This window comes from Streptomyces sp. NPDC027663 (genome assembly GCF_055566415.1).
On the sequence record NZ_JBVHSK010000017.1, the window covers coordinates 79737 to 100394 of the forward strand.

16 protein-coding genes and 6 pseudogenes are annotated in these 20658 nt (G+C 67.6%); 10 read left to right on the forward strand and 12 right to left on the reverse strand.

From position 1 onward, the window contains the following. Nucleotides 1-390 precede the first annotated feature (390 nt). Nucleotides 391-574, reverse strand: a pseudogene (locus ACZ4SF_RS32240) (transposase); the annotation flags it as partial. Between the two features lie 88 nt (nucleotides 575-662). Then, nucleotides 663-1307, reverse strand: coding sequence for a hypothetical protein (locus ACZ4SF_RS32245; protein ID WP_468391521.1), 645 nt, complete (start codon nucleotides 1305-1307; stop codon nucleotides 663-665). A gap of 219 nt (nucleotides 1308-1526) precedes the next feature. On the opposite strand from ACZ4SF_RS32245, the pseudogene ACZ4SF_RS32250 reads away from it, so the two are divergent. Further along, nucleotides 1527-2005 (forward strand): annotated as a pseudogene (locus tag ACZ4SF_RS32250) (hypothetical protein). Here the strand turns inward: ACZ4SF_RS32250 and ACZ4SF_RS32255 are convergent. Beyond that, nucleotides 1998-2279, reverse strand: a pseudogene (locus ACZ4SF_RS32255) (transposase); the annotation flags it as partial. The pseudogenes ACZ4SF_RS32250 and ACZ4SF_RS32255 sit on opposite strands and share 8 nt — an antisense overlap. A 125-nt stretch (nucleotides 2280-2404) precedes the next feature. On the opposite strand from ACZ4SF_RS32255, the gene ACZ4SF_RS32260 reads away from it, so the two are divergent. Continuing rightward, a complete protein-coding gene (locus ACZ4SF_RS32260) occupies nucleotides 2405-2791 on the forward strand; it encodes a hypothetical protein (protein WP_468391524.1) in 387 nt (128 codons plus the stop codon). A 35-nt stretch (nucleotides 2792-2826) separates the two neighbouring features. On the opposite strand, the gene ACZ4SF_RS32265 is transcribed toward ACZ4SF_RS32260, so the two are convergent. Together ACZ4SF_RS32265 and ACZ4SF_RS32270 are read right to left on the reverse strand one after the other, a co-directional pair. Continuing rightward, nucleotides 2827-3126: a hypothetical protein gene (locus ACZ4SF_RS32265; RefSeq protein WP_468391527.1), complete on the reverse strand. Its 300-nt coding sequence runs from the start codon at nucleotides 3124-3126 to the stop codon at nucleotides 2827-2829. A gap of 515 nt (nucleotides 3127-3641) precedes the next feature. Further along, nucleotides 3642-4619 carry an ArsR/SmtB family transcription factor gene (locus tag ACZ4SF_RS32270; RefSeq protein ID WP_468391670.1) on the reverse strand — a complete coding sequence of 326 codons (978 nt, stop codon included), beginning with the start codon at nucleotides 4617-4619 and terminating at the stop codon, nucleotides 3642-3644. Nucleotides 4620-4704: 85 nt separating this feature from the next. Between ACZ4SF_RS32270 and ACZ4SF_RS32275 the strand changes: the two genes are divergently transcribed. Both ACZ4SF_RS32275 and ACZ4SF_RS32280 read left to right on the forward strand, forming a co-directional pair. Then, nucleotides 4705-5613 carry an oxidoreductase gene (locus ACZ4SF_RS32275; RefSeq protein ID WP_468391530.1) on the forward strand — a complete coding sequence of 303 codons (909 nt, stop codon included), beginning with the start codon at nucleotides 4705-4707 and terminating at the stop codon, nucleotides 5611-5613. Between the two features lie 529 nt (nucleotides 5614-6142). Then, nucleotides 6143-6328 carry a hypothetical protein gene (locus ACZ4SF_RS32280; protein WP_468391533.1) on the forward strand — a complete coding sequence of 62 codons (186 nt, stop codon included), beginning with the start codon at nucleotides 6143-6145 and terminating at the stop codon, nucleotides 6326-6328. Between the two features lie 76 nt (nucleotides 6329-6404). Here the strand turns inward: ACZ4SF_RS32280 and ACZ4SF_RS32285 are convergent, their stop codons facing one another. Next, the gene (locus ACZ4SF_RS32285; protein ID WP_468391536.1) at nucleotides 6405-7814 is read right to left on the reverse strand and encodes a tryptophan 7-halogenase; all 1410 of its coding nucleotides are present in this window, start codon (nucleotides 7812-7814) and stop codon (nucleotides 6405-6407) included. 234 nt (nucleotides 7815-8048) lie between these two features. Between ACZ4SF_RS32285 and ACZ4SF_RS32290 the strand changes: the two are divergent. Beyond that, a pseudogene (locus tag ACZ4SF_RS32290) lies at nucleotides 8049-8177 on the forward strand (ferredoxin); the annotation flags it as partial. A 64-nt stretch (nucleotides 8178-8241) separates the two neighbouring features. Here the strand turns inward: ACZ4SF_RS32290 and ACZ4SF_RS32295 are convergent. Genes ACZ4SF_RS32295 through ACZ4SF_RS32305 form a run of 3 tightly spaced genes read right to left on the reverse strand, consistent with a single transcriptional unit; the run spans nucleotide 8242 to nucleotide 11071 of the window. Beyond that, on the reverse strand, nucleotides 8242-9000 hold the full coding sequence (locus ACZ4SF_RS32295) for a class I SAM-dependent methyltransferase (protein ID WP_468391539.1): 759 nt from the start codon (nucleotides 8998-9000) through the stop codon (nucleotides 8242-8244). Between the two features lie 18 nt (nucleotides 9001-9018). Further along, entirely contained in the window at nucleotides 9019-10218 is a 1200-nt protein-coding gene (locus ACZ4SF_RS32300) for a cytochrome P450 (RefSeq protein ID WP_468391542.1), read from the reverse strand. Further along, nucleotides 10202-11071 (reverse strand): tRNA-dependent cyclodipeptide synthase, encoded by an 870-nt coding sequence (locus ACZ4SF_RS32305; protein WP_468391545.1) that lies wholly within the window; start codon nucleotides 11069-11071, stop codon nucleotides 10202-10204. The genes ACZ4SF_RS32300 and ACZ4SF_RS32305 overlap by 17 nt, the downstream gene beginning before the upstream one ends. A gap of 285 nt (nucleotides 11072-11356) precedes the next feature. On the opposite strand from ACZ4SF_RS32305, the pseudogene ACZ4SF_RS32310 reads away from it, so the two are divergent. The 4 genes and pseudogenes from ACZ4SF_RS32310 to ACZ4SF_RS32325 all read left to right on the forward strand — a co-directional run bounded on the left by ACZ4SF_RS32310 (nucleotide 11357) and on the right by ACZ4SF_RS32325 (nucleotide 15162). After that, nucleotides 11357-11931, forward strand: a pseudogene (locus ACZ4SF_RS32310) (recombinase family protein). A 1071-nt stretch (nucleotides 11932-13002) separates the two neighbouring features. Then, nucleotides 13003-13920, forward strand: a complete 918-nt coding sequence (locus ACZ4SF_RS32315; RefSeq protein WP_468391548.1) for a hypothetical protein — start codon at nucleotides 13003-13005, stop codon at nucleotides 13918-13920. Nucleotides 13921-14027: 107 nt separating this feature from the next. Continuing rightward, nucleotides 14028-14267, forward strand: a complete 240-nt coding sequence (locus ACZ4SF_RS32320) for a hypothetical protein (RefSeq protein ID WP_468391551.1) — start codon at nucleotides 14028-14030, stop codon at nucleotides 14265-14267. A gap of 78 nt (nucleotides 14268-14345) precedes the next feature. Beyond that, nucleotides 14346-15162, forward strand: a protein-coding gene (locus ACZ4SF_RS32325) for an IS5 family transposase (protein ID WP_468391553.1) whose coding sequence is annotated in 2 segments (ribosomal slippage) — nucleotides 14346-14701 and nucleotides 14700-15162 — 819 coding nt in all. Because the reading frame shifts where the segments join, the coding sequence is not laid out codon by codon here. A 65-nt stretch (nucleotides 15163-15227) separates the two neighbouring features. On the opposite strand, the pseudogene ACZ4SF_RS32330 reads toward ACZ4SF_RS32325, so the two are convergent. Further along, nucleotides 15228-15780: pseudogene (locus tag ACZ4SF_RS32330) on the reverse strand (YdcF family protein). 573 nt (nucleotides 15781-16353) lie between these two features. Between ACZ4SF_RS32330 and ACZ4SF_RS32335 the strand changes: the two are divergent. Continuing rightward, nucleotides 16354-18087 (forward strand): immunity 49 family protein, encoded by a 1734-nt coding sequence (locus tag ACZ4SF_RS32335; RefSeq protein WP_468391673.1) that lies wholly within the window; start codon nucleotides 16354-16356, stop codon nucleotides 18085-18087. A gap of 268 nt (nucleotides 18088-18355) precedes the next feature. On the opposite strand, the gene ACZ4SF_RS32340 is transcribed toward ACZ4SF_RS32335, so the two are convergent. Both ACZ4SF_RS32340 and ACZ4SF_RS32345 read right to left on the reverse strand, forming a co-directional pair. Further along, nucleotides 18356-19018 (reverse strand): hypothetical protein, encoded by a 663-nt coding sequence (locus ACZ4SF_RS32340; RefSeq protein WP_468391556.1) that lies wholly within the window; start codon nucleotides 19016-19018, stop codon nucleotides 18356-18358. 426 nt (nucleotides 19019-19444) lie between these two features. Next, complete coding sequence (locus ACZ4SF_RS32345; protein ID WP_468391676.1) at nucleotides 19445-20116, reverse strand: MOSC domain-containing protein; 672 nt, start codon at nucleotides 20114-20116, stop codon at nucleotides 19445-19447. Between the last annotated feature and the right edge of the window lie 542 nt (nucleotides 20117-20658).

Here is a 20658-nt window from a genome sequence, read left to right on the forward strand (position 1 = left end):
CGTGGAGGTCTATTGGAGTGTGCGGTTCGAGGGAGGCGGTGAGTATGCGTAAGGCGGCGTCGATGTCGTTGTCGCTGGCATGGTGGCCGAGTGCCGGGGAGCCCTTCTTGGGCTGGGGGTGTGGCTGAAACGCGCGGGTTCGCGGGTTCCGGGACTGGTGTGACGACGAACCCGGCCGCCTGCCCACCGTTGGAGGCGGCTCGGGGAACGGGTTCCACTGGCCATCAAGCATTGGGTCGGCCCGATGGAGATCCGTATCTTGGCCACATGGTGGAAGCGGGAGAGCCGGGACTCTCTGTGAACCGGTGGGGCGATACATCGGACCCGGCATCTGTGGGGCGCGCTTCCTGCCGGGACGAGTGCGTGTGCTTCGACCAGGCCAAGCTCACAGACCGTCTGCCAAGGGCCGAAACCGTTCAGGCAGGTCACGCCAATGCACGCCGGCCCCCACCCGGTGCAGAATCCCGTTGAGCACCTTCCGGTGATCCCGCCACCGGCCGCAACGTCCGTTACTGACCGGCAGGAATGGCCGAAGCCGCTCCCATCCGGCATCCGTCAGGTCACCCCGCCCCATGACCACGTGAACGATTCGGCAAACGAGCAGTCACATGATCAGCTGGAGGGCGACAATCTTGCCGACGTCGCCGCGGGGGACCGCGTGGTCATCGGTCGGAACAGCTGACGGTCCCCGGTGCGCGGCCTGCGAGCCAGACGGCGATCCGCTTCTGCAACTCTTTGTCGGCGCGGGGATAGTCCCAATGTGCGTACCATTCCAGGTATTGCAGGATGTTCTCAGAGCGGGCCGGGTGGGCCACCGCACTTACGTCGACACCGATCTCGCCCGTCGAGCAGCTGATGTACACGCTGCTGTCGAGCGCCATCATGCCGAAGCCCGGGTGGCCCGCACGTATGCCGAGGAACGCTGATGCCGCACCCCGGCCCATGATGTCCCAGCGGTCCAGGAGCCGGACCCGGGTCCAGACCGCCGGTGCGGCACGGCGGCCATAGTGCTGGTTCTGCTCATGCAGGACGGCCTGGTGCGTGTGGGTGCCGTGGGGAAGCAGGACGAGGAACTCGCGCCGGTGGTCGAGAAGGCCCGAGGAAACCGCCAGGTCATACCAATCCTCGTTGAGACGCTCGATGAGCCGTGGGGTCTCGTACCGGTGCGAGAAACCGTCGACGATGTCATCGCGGCCGTATCCCCACACCAACGGCATCGTGCCGTCCGGCACGGCGTCCGGGATCACCTCGAGGCCGGCCCGCCGCAGCGGCCGGTACACCTTCCGCTCGCGCTCCTGGATACCCATCGACCATGTTCTACCAGGGCCAGCGCGCCAAGATCCCCCCGGCCCGGCGCTCCCTCGTCTCGTGGTCGACCCGTCGGGGCTAGAGCTCGGCGGTGCGGCAGCCAGGGACCGTCATGTGCCTCCGAGGGGGGGGACGATGGTGGTGGCCTGGGATTCCCCTCTGTCCTTGGTCAAGGGACACGGGGTGCGTCGGGATGGCGGTCCGGGCAGCATGGCGGGGTGAGTGACCTTGTGCGGGATGACGTGAGTGCTTTTTCGACCTGGACCTGATGGGGTCGTTGCCGGATGTGTGTGTCCCGAATGCGTCGGTGGAGGACTGGCAGGTGGTCCTCGGCCTTGTCGCGGAGAAGGGCTGGGAGTGCCGGTACTCCGAGGGCGAGACGGTGCTTCCGGTGCCCCGGGCGGAGGCCGTGCTGTCCCGTGCGGCGGATGCCGAGTGCCCGGCCCTGCGGGTCTGGCCGACGGCCGATGTGCTGGCGATCTTCAGTTTCCATGCCGAGGACGAAGTCGACGTCGACCTGCGGGAGTTGCAGGGCCAGGATCGACTTGATGTGTTCTGCGGCTTCCTTCGTGAGATCGGGCGGCGGTTGGGCAAGCCGGTACTCATGGACCCGGAGAGCGAGTACGGCCATCCGGTGCTCGGCTTCGACGTCGAGGCTGACCGAGTCGTTCTCCTTGCAGACCCGCAGGTCAGGTGACTGGGGCTGACGGCCGCGGTTCGTGGAAGGTGCCGTCGCGGAGCATGGCGAAGAGGACGTCGGCTCGGCTGGCGAGGCGGAGCAGGGCCTGGGTGTGGTGCTTGCCCTGGGTGATCTTCCTGTCGTAGTAGGCCGGGGAGGCCGGGTCACCGAGCGCCGCGAACGCCGATCGGAACAAGGCCCGCTTGAGCTGCTTGTTCCCGCTCCGGGAAGGCTGTTCGCCGCGGATCGATGAGCCCGAACTCCGGGTCACCGGCGTACTTCCGGTGAGTGCTCACCGAGTACGGAGATACCTGCCCTATGTACGGCGAGCTGACGGCAGTGCGGCAGGCCGCCCGATACTCCGTTGCCATCGATGCCCGAAGGCCCCGATCATGTGCATCCGAGAGAAGGGGAGCCATGGGGCTGTGTCTGTTCCCCGGTGACGGTGATGACCTCGATGGACTGGACGCTTGCTTCTCGTATGGAGGCTTCGCTCAGTTCCGTCGCCAGCTGGCTCATGTTGAAGGCTTCGACCTCGGCGAGATGATCGGCTTCGGCGGAGACCGGCCATGGGCAGAGGTCTCGACCGAGCTGGAACCGTTCCTCGATCATCCAGACGATCACAGCAAGGATCTGTCCCCTCAGGAGTGCGCCGCTGTTCGCCCCAGGTTGGAGGCGATCCTCGGACAGTGGGTGTCGGAACCTCTCGATGCCGGCATGGAGAGACACATCGAGGACGCCCAGCGGCTTTCAGCGGTGCTTCGTGTGTGCATCGACAAGAACGTTGATCTCTGCTTCGGATGACGGATCTGACACGGTAGTAGTGGTCAGGGGTTCAGCTACCGCAGGGTCAGGATGCAGAGGGAATGGCCGTCGTCGGGATCTCCGACATATGTCCAGAGCTTCAGTGTCCTGCCGTCTCGCAGGGCCTCATAGGTGGAGGTCACGCGATCGGCTTCGAACGACACCGTGACGCTGCTCTGTCCCTCCGAGTCCTCCTCGTCCCAGGTACCCGATCCCGACCGCGGCTCGTTCTCCGGCCCGTAGGCGTCGATGTCGTAATCACCGCAGACATCATCGGCTGTGAACGTTCCATCCGGCTTCAGCTCCAGCCTGCCGCCCGTGCCGTCACCCCACACGGTCGCGGTCTGCGATCGGGGTAGCTCGGCCGGCTTGCCGCCAGGGACCGGGGGAGAAGCGAACCTGCCACATGCGACGAGGGCGAACGCGACGGGAACAAAGACCAGGACTGCCCGATAGCAACGCAACTCACGCCACCCCCACACTTTCCGCAAGCTTCACCCACTACCTGGGTTCGACCAGTCCTCGAACCGGTGCGCGTCATCTTGGCAGCATTATTGAACATGTTCAAATTCTGTGCACGTGAGCGGGTGCTGATCCGGATTGCGCGGTCCCCCGTGCGGGCCCATGCGCTCCAGTCGCACCGCTGCCTGACAGTCGCAGGAATGCATGCCCCGCCGTGCCCGATCGACGGGCGCTGCCGGTGGCAGTAGCCCTCCGCCCGCCCCGACCGGCCATCCCGTGACCGGCAGCAGATCCCGCACCAGGGCCCACTTTGTTCGCCCCCGACCACCCGAGCGGAACGGCCATTTGGCTGGCTCCGGAAGTTCTTCGGGGAGTGACGTCCGGATCTTCAGCAGGAGGCGGCTGCGAGGAGGGTATCGGCGGCAGCGGTGCGGGCGTAGAGGACGGAACGGCCGGCGCGATGGGCGCTGACCAGACCCGCGTTGCGCAGCGCCGTGAGGTATTGGGATACCCCGGCTGGCGACAGTCCGGTTCGGTGGGCCAGTTCGGTGGTGGAGGCCGGGGTCTCCAGTTCGCTCAGCAGCAGAGTTCGTGAGCGGCCGAGGACGGGGGCGAGGGCAGAGGCGCCGATGGCAGACCGCGTCTCCCATAGTGTGCCGACACCACGTGCTGGATAGGCGAGTTGTGGCGGGTCCGGCGGTCGCACCCGGGTGCGCAGACCGGGCCCGGTGAACACGGACGGGATCAGCAGGAGTCCCGCGCCCGCGGACTGCCGGGGCATGTTCCGTTTCCGGCGGACCAGTGTGAGCGTGTTGTCGCCCCAACTCACGGAGCTGTGCAGGTCGTTGAAAAGGTGGCCCGCGCCGTGCTCGGCGACCGTTCGGGCCCGGTGGAAGATGTCGGCGTCCAGTACGGCCCTGATCCGTGCCCAGTAAGGGGCGAGCGCCAGCTCCCAGTACATTTCGATCTCTCGTACGACCTTGGTCAGGCGAGCGGACGGGTCGGCATGCAGGATCCGCAGTCGGGGGCCGAGATGTCCTTGATGGCGGGCGAGGTGGTCGAGGTCCTGGCGTACCCGGTCGGCGGAGGAGGCCCGGATCGCGTCCCATTCTGCCTCCGGTGTGGGGGCCGGTTGTGCGGGAGCCGGGTTGAGGAAGTCGGGCACGTACCCGGCGGGCCCGATCAGCTCGGCAAGCCATCCTCTGTCCAGGCCGGCGGCCATCACGCGTGGCCGCACTTGCTCGGCCCAGGGCCGGTGGACCGGATGCGCCGTGTTCGACGTCAGCAGCCGGAAGCTGGGCGCGACCTCCCACATCGGCGAGACGGCGAACCGCACTTTCGCGAGATCGTTCGCTGAGAACGCCAGCTCTGCCACGACAGTCGCCCCTCAATGGATTCAGGCATGCCTTAAACAATGGCCCGCCAGGCTACCGTCCACCGATCATCCCGCCATGACCTCACACACGATCACCGCAGCGGCATCGGGCACCTGGAAGCTCGGCGACCGCACGGTCAACCGGGTCGGCTTCGGCACCATGCGCCTGCCCCAGCACGGCGAGGCGCTCACACCCGACGCCGTCCCGCGCGACCGCGACCAGACGATCAAGGTGCTGCGCCGGGCGGTCGAACTCGGCGTGAACCACATCGACACCGCCGCGTTCTATTTCTCGCCGCTGCGCTCGGCCAACGAGCTGATCAACCGTGCCCTCGCGCCCTATTCGGACGACCTCGTCATCGTCACCAAGGTCGGACCCGGCCGAGATCCCTCAGGCAACTGGCTGCCGCACGCCACCCCCCAGCAGCTTCGCGGCCAGGTCGAGGAGAACCTGCGCCAGCTCGGACGCGACCACCTCGACGTGGTGAACCTGCGCATCGTCGGCACCGATTCCATCGCCGACCGCTTCGGCGCGCTCGCCGAACTGCGCGACGCCGGACTCATCCGCCACCTGGGCCTGTCCAACGTCCGCCCCCACCACCTCGCCGAGGCTCAGGCCATCGCACCGGTGGTCTGCGTCCAGAACATGTACGGCATCGGCGCCTCGCCCGAACAGGAGGAGTTCCTGCGAGTTTGCGGTGAACAACGCATCGCGTTCGTGCCGTTCTACTCGATCGCCGGCAGCGGACGCACGGCCGGCGCGCCTGCCGACGACAGCAGCAGGCTCCACGCCGTCGCCCGCCTCCGCGGGATGAGCACAGCCCAGGTCCGGCTGGCGTGGACGCTGCACCGCGGCCCTCACGTCCTGGCCATTCCCGGCACCGGCGACCTCGGCCACCTCGCCCAGAACGTGGCGGCCGGCTCTCTGCGCCTTTCCGAGGACGAACTGGCCGTCCTGGACTCCCTCCACCACCCAACCGCATGACCAAGTCACCCTCATGACGTCGCGGTCCGCTTCCCCTGATCGGTCTGCCTGCCGCGCCCGTTGTCACCGCCCGGCCGATATCGCTGACCGCCTCGCAGAGGCGGCGGCTGAAGAAGTCGGCCCACGGCCACAGGGCCGAGCACCGGCTGCGGGTGCGCGCGCAGGTGGCGCTGCACGCGGCGCACGGACACTCCAACGCGCGCATCGCCGGGGAGGCGGGACTGCACCTGGAGACCGTGCGCCGCGGGCGGGGCCGGTTCTCCGAGGGCGCCTGCCTGGGCTCAAGGTCCGTCAACGCGGCGGCCGTCCGCGGACGTCCGCACCGCTGCAGGCGGCCCAGGTCAGGTCCAGGCGCTGACCTGCCGGCTGCCGCCCAGAACGGCGCTCCGCTGTTACGCCGGTCGTGCCCGGAGGCCGTGGCCCGGGGCATCAGCGCTCCTGCTGCGTGGCTGGCCGGCGTCCATCGCTCCATCGGCACGGTTACTTGTTCGCGCCCGCTCGGCTTCGGCTCGGGTACCCGCACTTCAGCTTGGCCCGCGCCACCACGGCCCTGAAGAACCTCCGCTCCCGGCTGCGGCCCTACGCCACCAGCAAGCCCGTCGAACACCTGCTGGCCCGCGCGGCCGACGCGGGGACGGTGACGCCGACACACCACCCCATGACCAGAGAAGGACACCGACGGCTATCTACAGCTGCCGTAACCGGGCAGAGCTGATCGACGGCTGCCTCACCGAGACCGGACTGATCATGTGTTCCGGATGATCGGCTGGCCCGCCACTGCGAGTTCAACCTCAGTACTCCGCGATGGCCCAACGCCTGCCGTCGGGCGACGTGATGAGGGCCCCGGGGGCGGGCTTCTCAAGCCGCGCAGATGCGTCGCCACGCATTTCCTTGATGCCTGCCGCCATTCCGATGGCCATGGCGTCGAATACCTCGACCGGAATCGGGTTCGGCTTTGTCTCCTCGGGAAATCCGACCCGGGAGAAGTCAATCTCCGATGCGACGCCGCCGACCAGTTCGGCGAATGCCTCCAAGGCGCTGCCCTCGTGCTCCATTACCTTTTTGGCCTCCCAGAAATAGGAGTCCTCGACCACGTTCATCTTGTAGAAGGAGATCAGGAAGTCCCGGAACAGCGCGAACTCATGCCGGTAGCGCGTCTCGAACTCCTGGAAGCACCGCTCCTCGTCGGCGATTCCGGCCAGTACGGCGTTGATGGACCGTGCCGCTTGGAGCGCGCTGTAGGTGGCCAGGTGGACTCCGGAGGAGAAGACCGGGTCGATGAAGCAGGCGGCGTCGCCGACCACGACCATGCCCGGGCACCACAGTGCGGTCCGGTCGTAGGAGTAGTCCCGGCGCACCCGTACCTTGTCGTACGGCTCCCGGCGGCACCGCTTCGCGTCACCGAGCAGGTCACGGACGATGGGGCACTCGTCGATCAGGCTGTGCAGCGCGGCCTCGGGGTCTCCCTGGATTGTGGCGGCCTCTTCGTGCCTCACCACCGCGCCGACGCTGGTGAGTTGGTCGGTCAGCGGGATGTACCAGAACCAGCCCCGGTCGAAGGCGGCCGCGAGGATGTTGCCGGAGTTGGGTTCGGGCATCCGTCCGCCGCCCTCGAAGTAGCCGAACGCTGCCACGTTGCGGAAGAACGGCGAGTACTCACGGCGGCCGCCCACTGCGTTGTGCAGCCGGCCTGTGTTGCCCGAGGCGTCGACCACGTATGTGGCGGTGGCCTCGTGCTCACCGTCGGCGTCGCAGTAGCGCACGCCGGTGACGCGTTCGCCGGAGCGGAGCACTTCGGTCACGCGCGCTCCCTGATGGACCTGGACGCCGACGCGTGCCGCGTTCTTCAACAGGATCTGATCGAACTTCGCGCGTTCCACCTGGTAGGCGAACGATCCGAACTCGGAGAGCCGCGGCGAGGAACTGAAGGCGAACGTCCACGGGTCCGGGCTGGCACCCCATCGGAACGTACCGCCCCGCTTGTGCGTGAATCCCGCCTTCTCGATGTCCTCGCTCACGCCGAGCAGCGGAAAGATACCGTGGATGGTGGACGGCAGTAGCGACTCGCCGATCTGGTACCGGGGGAAGGTCTCCTTCTCCAGAAGGAGCACCCTGTGGCCGTCCAGGGCGGTGAGGGTGGCCGCTGTACTCCCACCCGGACCGCCACCGACCACGACTACGTCAAAGTCAACGGTTGCCATGCTGATTGCCACTCCCATCGCCCTGTCCCATCACTGACAAATTTCGATCCCGAATCGCTTCGGGACACCACCGCCGCGCATGGCAGAGCTCATTTCCCTTTGCCGCAGAGCGATGGTCGTGCACGGGCAACTGCCCTTGGGTTCCAGTAACTGTCCGGCGTCGTCCACGAGCAACTCAGGGAAGACTCTTGATGTGTTGCGCGTTTTCGGCATGTTGCGTTTTCTCATGAGCCTCAGTGGAAGGGCTACCACGAGGCGAACGGCGAGTTCTTCGCCGAGCTCGACTCGCCCGGCGGCGCCTCGAAGCTCGGCCCGATTGAGCGTGACCACCCCTTCGTTGCCGGTCAGCCGCCCCGGGCCTGATGAGCCACTCGTGCCGCGTATATGAGCTCCCGTGCGCGTCCCAGGGGGGACCGCCTGCGACGGGTCATGGTGCCGGTTGGACGGTGCTTTCGGTGATAAGGGTGTGGGGGAAATCGAGGTAGGCCTTCCAGTAGATATCACCGTGGAGACGGAGCCCTTGGGTGGAGACGCTGGGGTGGTGCCAGTTGGTGTGGCGGAAGCCGGCGGCCGTGAGGGCGGTTTCGTGGGCGACGGTGGACCAGCGGTATCCGGTGAGGTCGAACTCGTGGCCGAGGATGTGGCCGTGGAGGGTGACGGGGGCGCCGTCGGCCGTGCTGGTGCAGGTCAGGTCGAAGCCGTAGGGGCGGTACCAGCCGGGCGTGGTGTTGAAGTCGGGGTTGAGGCAGGCTGCCACGAAACGGCCGTCGGGGCGCAGAGCACGGTATGCGGTCCGGCAGATGGCGGTGAGGTCGTCGTGGCTGGCGGCATAGGGGGTCAGGTAGACAGCGACGACGAGGTCGAAGGCGTGATCGGTCTGCGGGGCTGGGCCCTGGTGGGCAGCGTCGTGGTGCAGATAGGTCACGCCCAGGGGGGTTTGCTGTTCGAGGCGGCGGGCGTAGTCGAGCATGCCGTGGGAGCTGTCGACGCCAACCGCGCGGGCGGCTCCGAGCTGTTTGATGCGGCGTGTGTAGAGGCCGGAGCCGCAGCCCAGGTCGAGCACGGCCTGACCGTCGACGTCGCCGATGACGGCCAGGAGGCTGTGGGCCTCGATGTGCTCGCGGAACGGCAGTTGCTGAGCGGTGCGTTCGTAGGCTTCGGCGAGGGCGTCGAAGGGGCTGGCCACGGGGCCTCCTTGCCTATTTCACCAGGTGACGGGCAGCAGTGCGGGGCGGGTGAAGAGGATGTCCTCGTCCCAGGGGATGTCGTCGATGGCGATGGCCAGGGCCAGGGTGGGCAGGCGGGTGAAGAGCTCCCGCAGGGCAATGTTCAGGTAGAGGCGGGCAAGGCTGGAGCCGAGGCAGTAGTGGGCGCCGTGGCCGAAGGTCAGGGAGCCGTCGGTCTTACGGCCGGGGTCGAACTTGGCCGGCTTGGGGTAGGTTGCCGGGTCCCAGCACGCCGCCAGGAATGGGGTGATGACGGCCTGTCCGGCGCGGATGGTCTGGCCGTGCAGGATGACGTCCTGGGTGGCGACGCGGGGGTTGGAGAGGTAGCCGTTGTGGTGGTAGCGCAGCAGTTCCTCGATCGTGGCGGGCCAACGCTCGGGGTCGGTGGCCAAGCCGTGGCGGTGGCCCGGGTGGCGCAGCACGGTCACCACAAAGGTGCCGGTCGGGGAGATGAGCGGGTCGACGCCGGTGACCATGAGGTAGTCGATGGTGCCGATCAGCTCCTCCTCGCTGATGGTCCCCTCTCTGCGGGCGGCTAGCAGGGCACCGATGGGGTGCTCGGCCGTGACCGTGCCGTCGTGGGTGTCGACCACGGTGCGGGCCAGGGCGCTGATCTGCGCGGTAGCGTCCGCGATGGTGGCACCGTCGGCGGTCTGGGAGGTCTGGGTGCGGAAGCACTCCAGGTAGCGGGACCGCAGTTCCAGGGGGATGCGCAGTATGTCGCAATTGAAACGCAGAGCCAGCGGCTCGGCGAAGCCGGTCATCAGATCCACCGGGTTGGGCCCTGCGGCCAACTCGTCCAGCAGGCCGCGGGCCAGCCTGCGGATCACCTCCGCATAGCGGGTGACGGCGCTCCGTGTGTAGTAGGGGGCCAGGATGGTGCGGATGCGGGTGTGGTCGGGCGGGTCGAGGTTGAAGATGCCGCCGGGGACACTGTTGAAGTCCTCGCCCGCGATGCGGGGGGCGCCGGGGTAGGTGAGGTTGCGTGTGAAGCGGCGGTGGTCGCTGGCGATGGCGCAGATTTCCTCGCGGCGGGTCAGCAGCCACATGACCTCACCAGAAGGCATGCGCACCGGGCAGACGGGACGGTCTCTGCGCAGCGTGGCATACAGCGCCGGGGGCGTGCCGTGCGGACCGGGGGGAAAGGGCCAGTCGAGGACGTCACCGGACATCGTCATCGGAACTCTCCTGGTGCTGCGGGACTGTCTCCAGGGTGACCTGGACGAAGCCGTGGCGATGGGCCGGGATGAGCTGGGGCACCCGGCCGTCGAAGAGGGCAAATTGCAAGGGCCAGGGTCTGGGGTAGCAGAAGACCGCACTGTCAGCGCCGACGATGCCCGCGGCATCCAGAAGGTAGGGCACCTCGGCCAGCACATAGTCGAGGTTGCGGGCCATGGCGTCGGCGCTGGGGGCGCGGCCGGTTGCCGTGCGGAGATAGGCGCGGACAGTCTGTTCGCACAGGTCGCGAAAGAGGGCCGAGTGGTGGAAGGCATCGGCGCCGGCACGGTACAGCGCCCGGTAATGCGGATCGGCGGCCTTGCTCGTCCAAGTGTGGACCCGCGGCTCGCGGCCCACCCGGGCAAACGCCGTCTTGGCCGCCCCGCGCAGGGTCCTGACCGAGTGCAGCGTGCGGCGGACCGCGGCACGCGGCTCCATCCCGCCAGCGATCGGCCCGAACGCCGCCTCGAAACCCGGCAGCATCACCTCCACATGCTCGAACCGCGCATCGGCCCAGGCCACCAAAGACCGGATGGCCTGCGGGGTGAAGAAGGAATTGAACGGGGACAGCCCCAGCACCGCACAGTGGCGCTGCTCCAGCACCCGACGGCACCGTTCCCGGTGCACCCGGACACGGACAACCGACTGCGGCACCGCCCGGTCCACGGCGAGAGAGCGCGCAGCAGGTGTGGAGGAGAGGGCGGAGGGTGTGTCGACGTCGAGATCATGGTCAGGACACACGGAACTCCCAAACGAGCGGTCGAGTAACAGCAGCGAGAACTCCGCCGCCCCCTCAGGTTCAGCCAGTGCCATCGCCCCGGAAGACTATTTATCCATCCTTCACACTATTGAGGGGAAAAGGTTTAGATGAGCAAATTGGGCACGCTCAAGAACCGACCGATTGAGGAGCGAGATCGACAAGCGGCGGCGCGCGGTCGGATCGACGCCGGATCATGCCCATGAAACGGCGTCAGAAAGTCGATGTGCTCAACAACTTGAGGAGCACCCTTTTCTGTACGATCTGGCGGTGCAGCCACCCAGGACGACGACACCGCCGATCTCCTCGCACCCGTTCCGGCCGCACGGACCGGCGGCCTCGTGGGATACGCACGCATGTCCACCAAGGGACAGTTACTCGACCGACAGATCCACGCACTCACCGAAGCAGGGTGCATCCGGATCTTCGCCGACAAGCAGTCCGGCAAGAACGCCGAACGCGAGGAACTGTGGAAGGCCCTCGACTACCTCCGCGAAGGTGACACCCTCGTCGTCCCGTCGATGGACCGGCTCGGCCGCTCCATCCAGGACCTCATCGCCATAGTGTCCGGCCTGCGCAAGCCAGCATCGGCTTCACCTCGCTGCACGAGGCGCTCGACACCACCACGCCCGGCGGGCGCCTGGTCTTCCACGTCTTCGCGGCTCTGGCGGAGTTCATCCGCGAACTCATCGTACAGGGCACCAACGAGGGCCTGGACGCCGCCCGCGCCCGCGGCGCCCGACTCGGCCGCCCGCCGGCCATGACCGACGAACAGGTACGTCACGCCCGCGACCTGCTCGCCCGCCCGGTGCCCCTGTCCCATCCACCGGGGCAACGATTCGAGCAACTGACAGGCTCTAACCGCTGTGCCGATGTGGAGGCCGAACCCGTACACAAGGGGCCTAGGATCCAGTAGTCGCATACGAGTTCCTGCGGCCTGACGTCCAAGATTCCTGACTTCAGACGCTAGAGCTGGTGAATCGCTTGGCAGTCGCGCGAGTTGACGGCCAGCAGTCCGCTTCACCCTGATCGTTCTTTGCCTGTTCATGGCACACCTGTGGGTGAGAAGCACGTGTGCTCGAGCAATTGCGGCAACCGGACGGGGGACGGGCATGGTGTCGTGGGAAGAGGAATGGATCCAGCTCAAGGCAGACGCACTTGCCCGGCAACAGCAGTCGGCGCACATGCAACTGAACCAGGCGGTGCCTGACGGAGGCGGTGGCGCGTCCACTGGTTCGGGTGGCTACGGAGACGGTTCTCCGTGAGTGCGGACTCCATCGACGGAAGCTCGCATCTGCTGGTGGAGATCGCCGGAGTCCTGTACGAGGGGGGGATGGACGGCAAGAACGCGACCATGTGCCGTGCCCCTCGGTCTCATCCCGACGTTGCCTCGAACGTCGAGACCTTTGCCCGCTACGCCAAGGACCAGTACACCGACGCGGTCGTGCGCTGGCAGCGTTGTCCAGCAAGCTCAAGTCGGCGAACAACACATACGCACAGTACGACGACGCGGTGCGCAGGCAGTTGAACCCCGTCTTGGTGTCGGGACGCTACATCGAAGCCGGGGACCGTTGATCTGCTGTGACCTACCGCAAGGACGCCGAGTTCCTGGAGGACGCCAACCCGGCGCTCATCGGCCTCAGCGCCGCCGAGTTCACGCGTCTACACAAGTTGATCGACACTGCAGACGACGCCTTTCGCAAGGCGGTCAAAGGGGACTGGCAGAGCGAGGCGCGCGAGCTCTACGCCAAACGCTTGAGCGAGGCGAAGGACCTCACCGATGCTCTCTCGCGCGCCTTCCGCAAGGTGGCAGATGCTCTCACCTCCTACGCTGAGGCGGTCACCACGGCCAAGAGCCACTACAAGAGCGGCAAGCACACAGAGACGAAACCGTCGGAGGTGATGCCCAAGGAAGCCACGGCCATCACCCCGACCGCGCGCCGCCGGGCCCCTGCGGCAGTGGGAGGATCCGCGGGACAGCACCGGCGTGCTGGACTGGTTCGCGGAACTCACCGTCGACGTCGACGTCGACGCGATCCGAGAGGACGCCGAGCGCTACTACCACCAGACCAAGGACCACTACGGCGACGCCTTGCGCGTGGAGTCCGAGGCGCGCGAAAACTGCATCGCCGAGGTCAAGGCGGCCTACCGGTCCCTGCCCGACTTCAAGAGCCCCATTGCAGATCCGGGACAGTTCCTGAAGAACCTGGGGCCGTTGCAGGCCGAGGCTCGGCAGACGAACGACAACCCTTATGCCCAGCTTCCGGGAGCGGGCCCGAAGATGGACGACATTCCGACCACGGGCCGGAATGTCGTGGCCAACGAAATCCTCTCGCGGACCGAGACCCATATCGACGGGCTGCCCGAGGCCCAGGGGAACAACTACTGGTTGTGGTCAAACTCGGACGACGGTCGACGGGAGTACATCTCTGCCAACAGGGAGCTCATCAAGGCCGCAAAGGATGCGGGCCTGCCGCCTGAGATGGTTGCCGGCATCGCCTGGCAGGAGGTCGAGGGCGACCCTGGCTGGATTGACGACGCGGGTTACGAAGGGCGAAAGCTACTGCCCGGCCTGGAGGATCCCGATAAAACGTCGATGGGTCCGCTGTCCGTCCAGGTCCGCCGCGCTGCCGAGGTGCTCGGCTACGACCCGCATCACCTGACCGACATACAACGAGACCAGGTCGTGAGCGCGATCAAGGACCCTGCGAAGAACATCTTCATCGCCTCGGAATACCTGGCCCAGCTGAAGGCCGAGAGCGGGTTCGCCGACGTACCACCGGAACAGATGCAGGAACTGGCCGCCCGCTGCAACGGCGGCCCCTCCTACCAGGACCCGAACGCCCAGGGATACGGTCGGGGCCTCGACCGGAAGCTGGACGACGCGAAGGAGGTACTGGGGTGAGCCCAGGTGTGGGATCGGCGACCGATCTTCGTCAGAGCCGACGACCGAGGTCCTTCGGCTGGGTCGGTAGTGGCCTGTGCGCCGTTGTTCTGGCTCTAGGAGCGCTGGTGACGGGCTATGTCGTGCTCACGGGCTACGTGGTCGAGCCGGATGGCTCCTGGGACCAGCAGGCCGTTACCAACTCCGGCATCGCGTCCAGCATCGGCCTTGCCTTCTCCGCTGTGATGGCGCTGCTGACGTGGGTGTTCGTCAAGGCGGAGTGGCTGCACAAGTGGTGGTACGCCATCCCAGTGGTGTTGGCTGTCGCTGCGCGGCTTCGGCTGACCCTGCTGGCACCCGAGCTCTGACCACTCCCCAAGAACTCCTGACGAAATGATCTCTGAGGTGGTTGGGTCACTCCGCAGCTGGTGATCTGGGGGTGCGGGGTGGCGCGGCTGGAGCCGTGGGAAGTTGACGACGAGCTGTGGGCGGTGATCGAGCCGCTGTTGCCGAAGGTGGAGCGTCGGGCCCGGCATGCCGGGCGCAAGCGGCATCCGGACCGGTTGGTGTTCCAGGACATCCTGTTCGTGCTGCACACCGGGATCGCCTGGGAACACCTACCGCAGGAGCTCGGCTTCGGCTCGGGTATGACCTGTCGGCGCCACCTGGCCGCGTGGACCGAGGCCGGGGTATGGCGCCGACTGCACGTGGTTCTCCTGGCCAAGCTCCGCAGCGCGAACGCCCTGGACTTCTGCCGGGCGAGGGTCGACGGCTCTCGTATCCGAGCGTTGAAGGGGAGCCAAGACCGGACGAAGCCCTGTCGACCGGGGCAGGACGGGCAGCAAGCACCACCTGATCACCGATGCCACCGGCATCCCACTCGCCGTTAACCTGACCGGCGGCAACCATAACGACGTCACCCAGCTCATCCCGCTTCTGCACCCTGTGCCGCCGGTGCGGGGCAACCGCGGCCGGCCTCGGCGCCGCCCGGACGTGCTACTGGCCGACCGCAGCTACGACCACGACAAGTACCGCCGTCTCGTCTGGGATCTCGGCGTGAAACCGCTGATCGCCTGCCGCGGCACCGAGCACGGCTTCGGCTTGGGCACCCGACGCTGGGTCGTGGAGCGCGCGTTCGCCCACCTGCACTGGTCCCGCCGCCTGCGGATCCGCTGGGAGATCCGCGACGACATCCACGAAGCCCTCCTCGCTTTGGAGTGCAGCATCATCTGCTGGCGCCGGCTCAAGAACCACCATGCGTGAGGCCAAGCGACAGCGGCTGCCTACAGCGAGACCTTCCGCTCGTCGGCCTTGAGGCCGCGGAGTGTTCAAAGTCCGTACAGAGCCATCAACGGTTTGACGACCATCCACTCGCCAGGACGGTAGTCATCCGCGCGCACCAGCCTCTCTGCAAGATCGGGGCGCTGTCGCCGCACGTAGGCACGGGCCTTGAGCGCATGGGCTGGCTGGGAGGCGATCTTGATGTGATCCACGTCTTCAAGCAGTGGGATCACGTTCGTGACGTTCTCCCACGTCGTCGTGCTCTGGTCTTCGAGGAGCACCGTGCCGTCGAACTCAAGCACCGACTTCGCATAGTCAGCCATCAGCTGGGCCTCTGTGGCGCCGCTGCTGGTCGCACCGCCGCTGAAGATCACGCAGGTCCCGTGCACACCGTCAACGGTGATGGAGCGGATTCCAGCACGGACTCGCCACCGGGATCACGTTCGGCATCGCTTGGGGATTCCGGTACCCCAACACCACCACGGCCGCGGAGGCGCCCCCGCTACTCCCCACGAGCGCTCGAGACCAGCGCCAGTTCAACCACTCGTCCCAGGCCAGGGCTGCAACCCCAGCTATCGCCAGTCCAGTCCTTCGCCGCATGCGGCGACTCTAGGACACCTCGGTATGGGCCACGAAGGACCCAGCCACGCTGCACACGACGCATTCCGTCAGGAGTTCCAGGGCCGGCGCCGCGCCTGGACTGAAGGTACGGCTCCGGACCGGTGAACACGAGGACACGGAACCCGGCGACCTTCTGCTCGAACAGCATGAGCCTTGTCCCGGCTGGTGGCAGCGTTGTCACGGATCGGGCCGGCATCGGCTCGACCGGCGGTGAGAGGTGCACTCTTTCTCTCCTACGCCTTTCGCACCCGGCCCGCCCTCCCGCCGCGCTGCCCCGGCTGACCAGCAGCGCAGGACTACGCGCGGGAGGTGGTCGGTCGGCCCGGCCTCGGCGGAGCACGGGCGCGGGAAGTCTCGGGCCATCCCGGCGGCTCACGAGGTTTCCAGCGGCGGCACGGTACGCACCGCCGCTGACACACCTGCCACGGACCCCGCGGCCCGGCCAGGGCCCCGGTCACAGCAGTCGGTCGCCGGCCTGTCAGATCCCGCACCTAGGCTGGCTGTCGCAGAGATCGATCAAGGAGCAGGGCAGTGCGAATAGAGCGTCACCAGGTGGGCGGGGCCGCCGTGTCGGCAGCACGCGAGGACTTCACGAACCGCATCGGGGGGCAGGTGCGATCCATGTCGAGGGGCGGCCGGATGGCCACCTACGAATGGCAGTCGATCGCAGACGAGTTCCTCGACTACCTGGGCGCCCTCTCCGTCGAGACACCCGACCTCGACACCCCGGAGGCCAAGGCAGCCCTCAAGGACGCATCCGAAGCAGCGGCCGGCGCCGTCGCCTACGCCGCCTACCACCCGCACTGCAGCTTCCAGGTCTTCCTGGAGTACGTGAACTTCGGCATGAGCTACGACCCCGGTGAGGATGCCCCCGAGGAGAGCGTCACGCCCGGGGAGTGGATCGATGCTCTCTGCCTGGCGGTCCTCAGGGACAAGGCCAAGTGGCACGGTGAGGCTTTTCACTTCGCCCGGGAGAAGTTCGCCGAGAAGGCGCAGGGGACGCCCATCGGGGAGGTCGCCACCGGATTGACGGCCGTGGTCCTGGACGACACCGGCGACGACGAGGAGTACCCGCCCAGCGCGCAGGCCAAGCTCACTGCCGTCGACGCGGCCCTGGACCGCGTCCGAACCCGCGCCCGGGAGACCGGCGAGCCGCTCCTGGACCGGACGGACAGTGCGGCGCTGCTCACGCTGCGCGCCCTGGCCGCCGAGGACCGGGCGGCCTTCGATGCCGCTCTGGCCGACCTCCTGGCCAGGCACGCCACCCTGCACGGCCCCGCGGCCTCCCCGAGCAGCCTTCTCCCGCTTGTCCCCATCGCCCTCGCCGCGCTCGCGTACCGGACCCTGGGCTGGGCCCCGGCTGTCCGCACCGACTACCTCCCGCACGCGCTGATCACCGGCTTCGAGGCCCGAGGCCCCCGGGTCGGCGGGTTCGGCCGGAACCGGCGCCCGGACGCGGTCGCCGCACTCGCCGCGGGCACGCTGGTGGTGAAACGGCCGATCTGCGAGCGGACGGTGAACTCGCAGACCGAGGCCATGTACGACGAACACATCCAGAAGGCGTTCACGCCTGTAGACGGAGGCCCCCTAGCCGTCTGGCGGCTCGGCAGGGTCCTCGGTGATCAGGAGCGTCTCTTCAAGTGGCGTGCGGGGGACTCCTCGGTCACGGACGCCCTGCTCGAGAATCTCCGGCTGGCCTCCCAGATGGGGGCGGCCCTCTTCCGTATCGCCCTCGCGGAACCAGGCACCGAAGCCGAGGTGACCATCGCTGGCCGCACGTTGCGCTACCCGGCCGCGCGGGGCGAGGAGGCCGGCGCCGGCAACTGGCAGACGGCCACCGCCCTCGCCCTCATCACCGGCGCACGCGAGGACCTCGCCCCGCTGGTCCTCACCGGCCCCGCCTTCGCCCGCCCGGACGGCTCCGCCTTCAGCGCGTACCGCGAAGCCCTCCACGCCTACCTCAAGGGCACCGATCCCGAACCGGCCGCGCAGCGGGCGCTGGAGCAGGCCGAGAAAGCCAAGGACTGGGGCTTCGCCATGCCGCCGGCCGTACTGCTGTCACAACTCGTGGAGGGTGACGAAGAGAGCTTCAACCTGGCCCTGGCCGACGCGCTCGAGGCCCACCGTGACTACTACCAGGTCGCCGACCGCGCCGACGATCCGGATGCTTCCGTCAACCTCGACATCCTCGCCCTGGCCTGCCACGGCCGCCGCCGCGGCTGGGCCATCCGCGTCGAGTCCCCTTACCTTCCGCAGGATCTCCTTCAGGCCGCCGAACCCTTCTGAAGGGGCCGGGGCCGCAGCGGGATGCCCCTGCCGGCCCCAGGCCGAGGGCGGACCGGCGTTTGCATCTGCCCAGGCAACTGGTGACATCACAAGGCCGGCCTCCGGGACGCAGTACGTCCCCTCATCTCAGGCTCATGAAGCCGGGAGCGGGAAGCTGCAACGCCCGCTCCGTTGCCGGCCGTGGGACGGAGCCGGCGCCCCGCCACCGCCCTGCGTAAGGTCGGCCGCGACGGCGTCATGACCACCGGTACGGCGTGGCATTGCCGCTCTACCGCTCGGCGGTGCCGTCCCCACCGTCAACCTCGTAGATCCGCCCTTGAAGTCGTTCACCGGCCCAGTCCAGGTCGACGCCCAGGTCGAACCAGTGCCGGTCCTTGCGGACTCCGGGTGGTGAGAGGTTCACCGCCGCCCAGGAGAACACCCCCAGGAGTATGGAACGCCCGTGCTGCGCTGTGCGCACGGACAACGCAAACGGCGCGGCGAGTGCCGCCCGGGTGACCAGCATGAGCTGTTCGTCCTCGGAATCTCGACGCCCACCGGTGAGAAACCGGGGTGTTTCAAGGATCTTGACCCACTCGACCACTGCGTCTGCCACCTGGGCGCGCAAGGACTCTTCGATGCCCTTGCGGACGGCGGTCGCGGGATCATCGCCGAGCCAGCCAAGCCAGTGATCAGGGTCAGTGAGCTTTCCGAAGTCGTCCTGTGGCACCCCGTGACGGGGATTCTCCTGGTACTCACCGGTCAGTTTCCCGCTGCTGTCCACCAACCAGGCGCCGCGGATCGCCTCGGGAGGTACGTAGCCGTTCGGGTCGTCGATATACGTCGGGTCGATCTCGGCGACGCTGCCACCGGGATTCTCAGCAGCCGCAGCCCGTAGCGCCGGCTCGTTCGGTATTCCCTTACGTCGGCTTCGCGAGCCAAAACGCCCCACGTTCCCACCCCCACCGTTGTCCGCCCAGTTGACTGCGATTGTGCCGCACCGGTCAGGACCGCATGAGGGGGGCGTGCGTGACGGCGACGGGTGGGTGGGAGTCTCGGCGAGCAGGTCTGTCCCACCCCGAGGAAAGCGGTCAGCCAACACCCCACCAGGTCACGACAGCCAGAAAGAGTGGGACAGGACACGCCGGCGCAGTCAGCGACAGCCGACGTCCGGCCGGCGTCATGGACCCCGCCCCATGCCTAGCTCAACGGCCAACGACCATGTAGGACACGGTCTCAGTCGGTTGATCCCGCGCTCGACCGCATGGCGCTCGCGGTATTCAGCTCTCCCTGACCCACTGCATGGGCCGCCGTCTCACCGGGCGAGAGCACCGTCTCCTGGCACAACCCGACGCCCCGGCAGAACGCAGATGTCCTCTCAGATCAATTCGATCGTGTCGCCGAGTCGTGCACGTCCGGAGTGCGTGATCGTGGCCAGGGCGTCCAGTCTCATGTCGTGGGCCCGCGCGATGGCTTGGAGGATCAGCGGGGAGTGCGGCAGGTCCTGCTGGGCCTCGTTGGTCATCACGCATCGCTCGCTGGAGCGCTCGAACCTGATGCGCAGGGCGTCGCCTATCCGGGCGGTGCTGCCGAGCCACTCGTCCTCCACGAACGGAGGTGTGCCCGGCGGTGTCCGCACCAGCAGGTTCGGCCGGAACCGGCGTTCATCGACCGGCACGCCCGGAACGGCCGCGCGGACCCAGTCGAGTGTGGCAGTGGTCAGGAGGCTCAGCGGAAGCTGGTCGAAGTGCGAGACCGTGCCCTCGCGAGCCACTTCGACGTCGTTCCGGTCCAGGTAGCGCCGCACGTAGTCGGTGGGATCGGCTACCGGGACGCTGTCCGGGCCCAGCAATTCGGGCACCTCCGTGACCACTCCTCCGGGGTACCGGGACCGCAGCCGCATCAGCCCCGGCATCCGCCGGAACCGGCGCGTGGTCTTGCCCGAACCGAACTTCCCCTCGGTGTCCCGCACCGCGTAGAGCCTGTCGCCGGCGAGGCCCCGGGCATCGATGGCGACCGCGCTCAACAGCTCACCGCCGGTGGACTTGATGGGATACCGCCTTCAGGGGTTGTGGTCAGTTGGCTTCCGGGTCGGCCGTGCCCCGACGCCGAAGCGACCGCATCCCCGGTCACATGCCGTGGAGGGGATGACGGTGGTGGGGATACGGGAGCGTGAGGACGCGGGCACACCGTCGGTGCTGGCGGCGGTGTGCTCCCCGTGGGCGGAACGGCTTCCGTCGCCGGTCAGTAGGGTCCGCGGCGGTGCGGTAGCGACCCTGACCGTCGAAGGTGGACTCTCCGACCCAGCTGGCGCTGAGGTGCAGCCCATCGATCGTGACGCTCCCATTTCACGGTCCGCGTGACTTGCACTGACGCGGCGGCTGGCTTCCGGAAGGTGCCGAACAACTGACTGATGCTGAACGAGCGGCGGCACAGACGATAGGGGTCACGACTGAGAAAGCTCAAGAATCCTGCCCGAATCCGGGCAGGGTCTGGGGTAATAGTGCGGCGGTATGTGCTGTCCCTGCCCCGGGACCTCGATTGTCGCTCGCCACTCGGGGAGCCGAGCGGCCAGTGGTTCAACTGGCTGTG

Coding starts and splice junctions, on each gene's coding strand:
- ACZ4SF_RS32275 (WP_468391530.1), top strand. CDS start 4,705: ATGACCTCACACACGATCACCGCAGCGGCATCGGGCACCTGGAAGCTC.
- ACZ4SF_RS32245 (WP_468391521.1), bottom strand. CDS start 1,307: ATGGGTATCCAGGAGCGCGAGCGGAAGGTGTACCGGCCGCTGCGGCGG.
- ACZ4SF_RS32305 (WP_468391545.1), bottom strand. CDS start 11,071: ATGGCACTGGCTGAACCTGAGGGGGCGGCGGAGTTCTCGCTGCTGTTA.
- ACZ4SF_RS32285 (WP_468391536.1), bottom strand. CDS start 7,814: ATGGCAACCGTTGACTTTGACGTAGTCGTGGTCGGTGGCGGTCCGGGT.
- ACZ4SF_RS32300 (WP_468391542.1), bottom strand. CDS start 10,218: ATGACGATGTCCGGTGACGTCCTCGACTGGCCCTTTCCCCCCGGTCCG.
- ACZ4SF_RS32260 (WP_468391524.1), top strand. CDS start 2,405: ATGGGGCTGTGTCTGTTCCCCGGTGACGGTGATGACCTCGATGGACTG.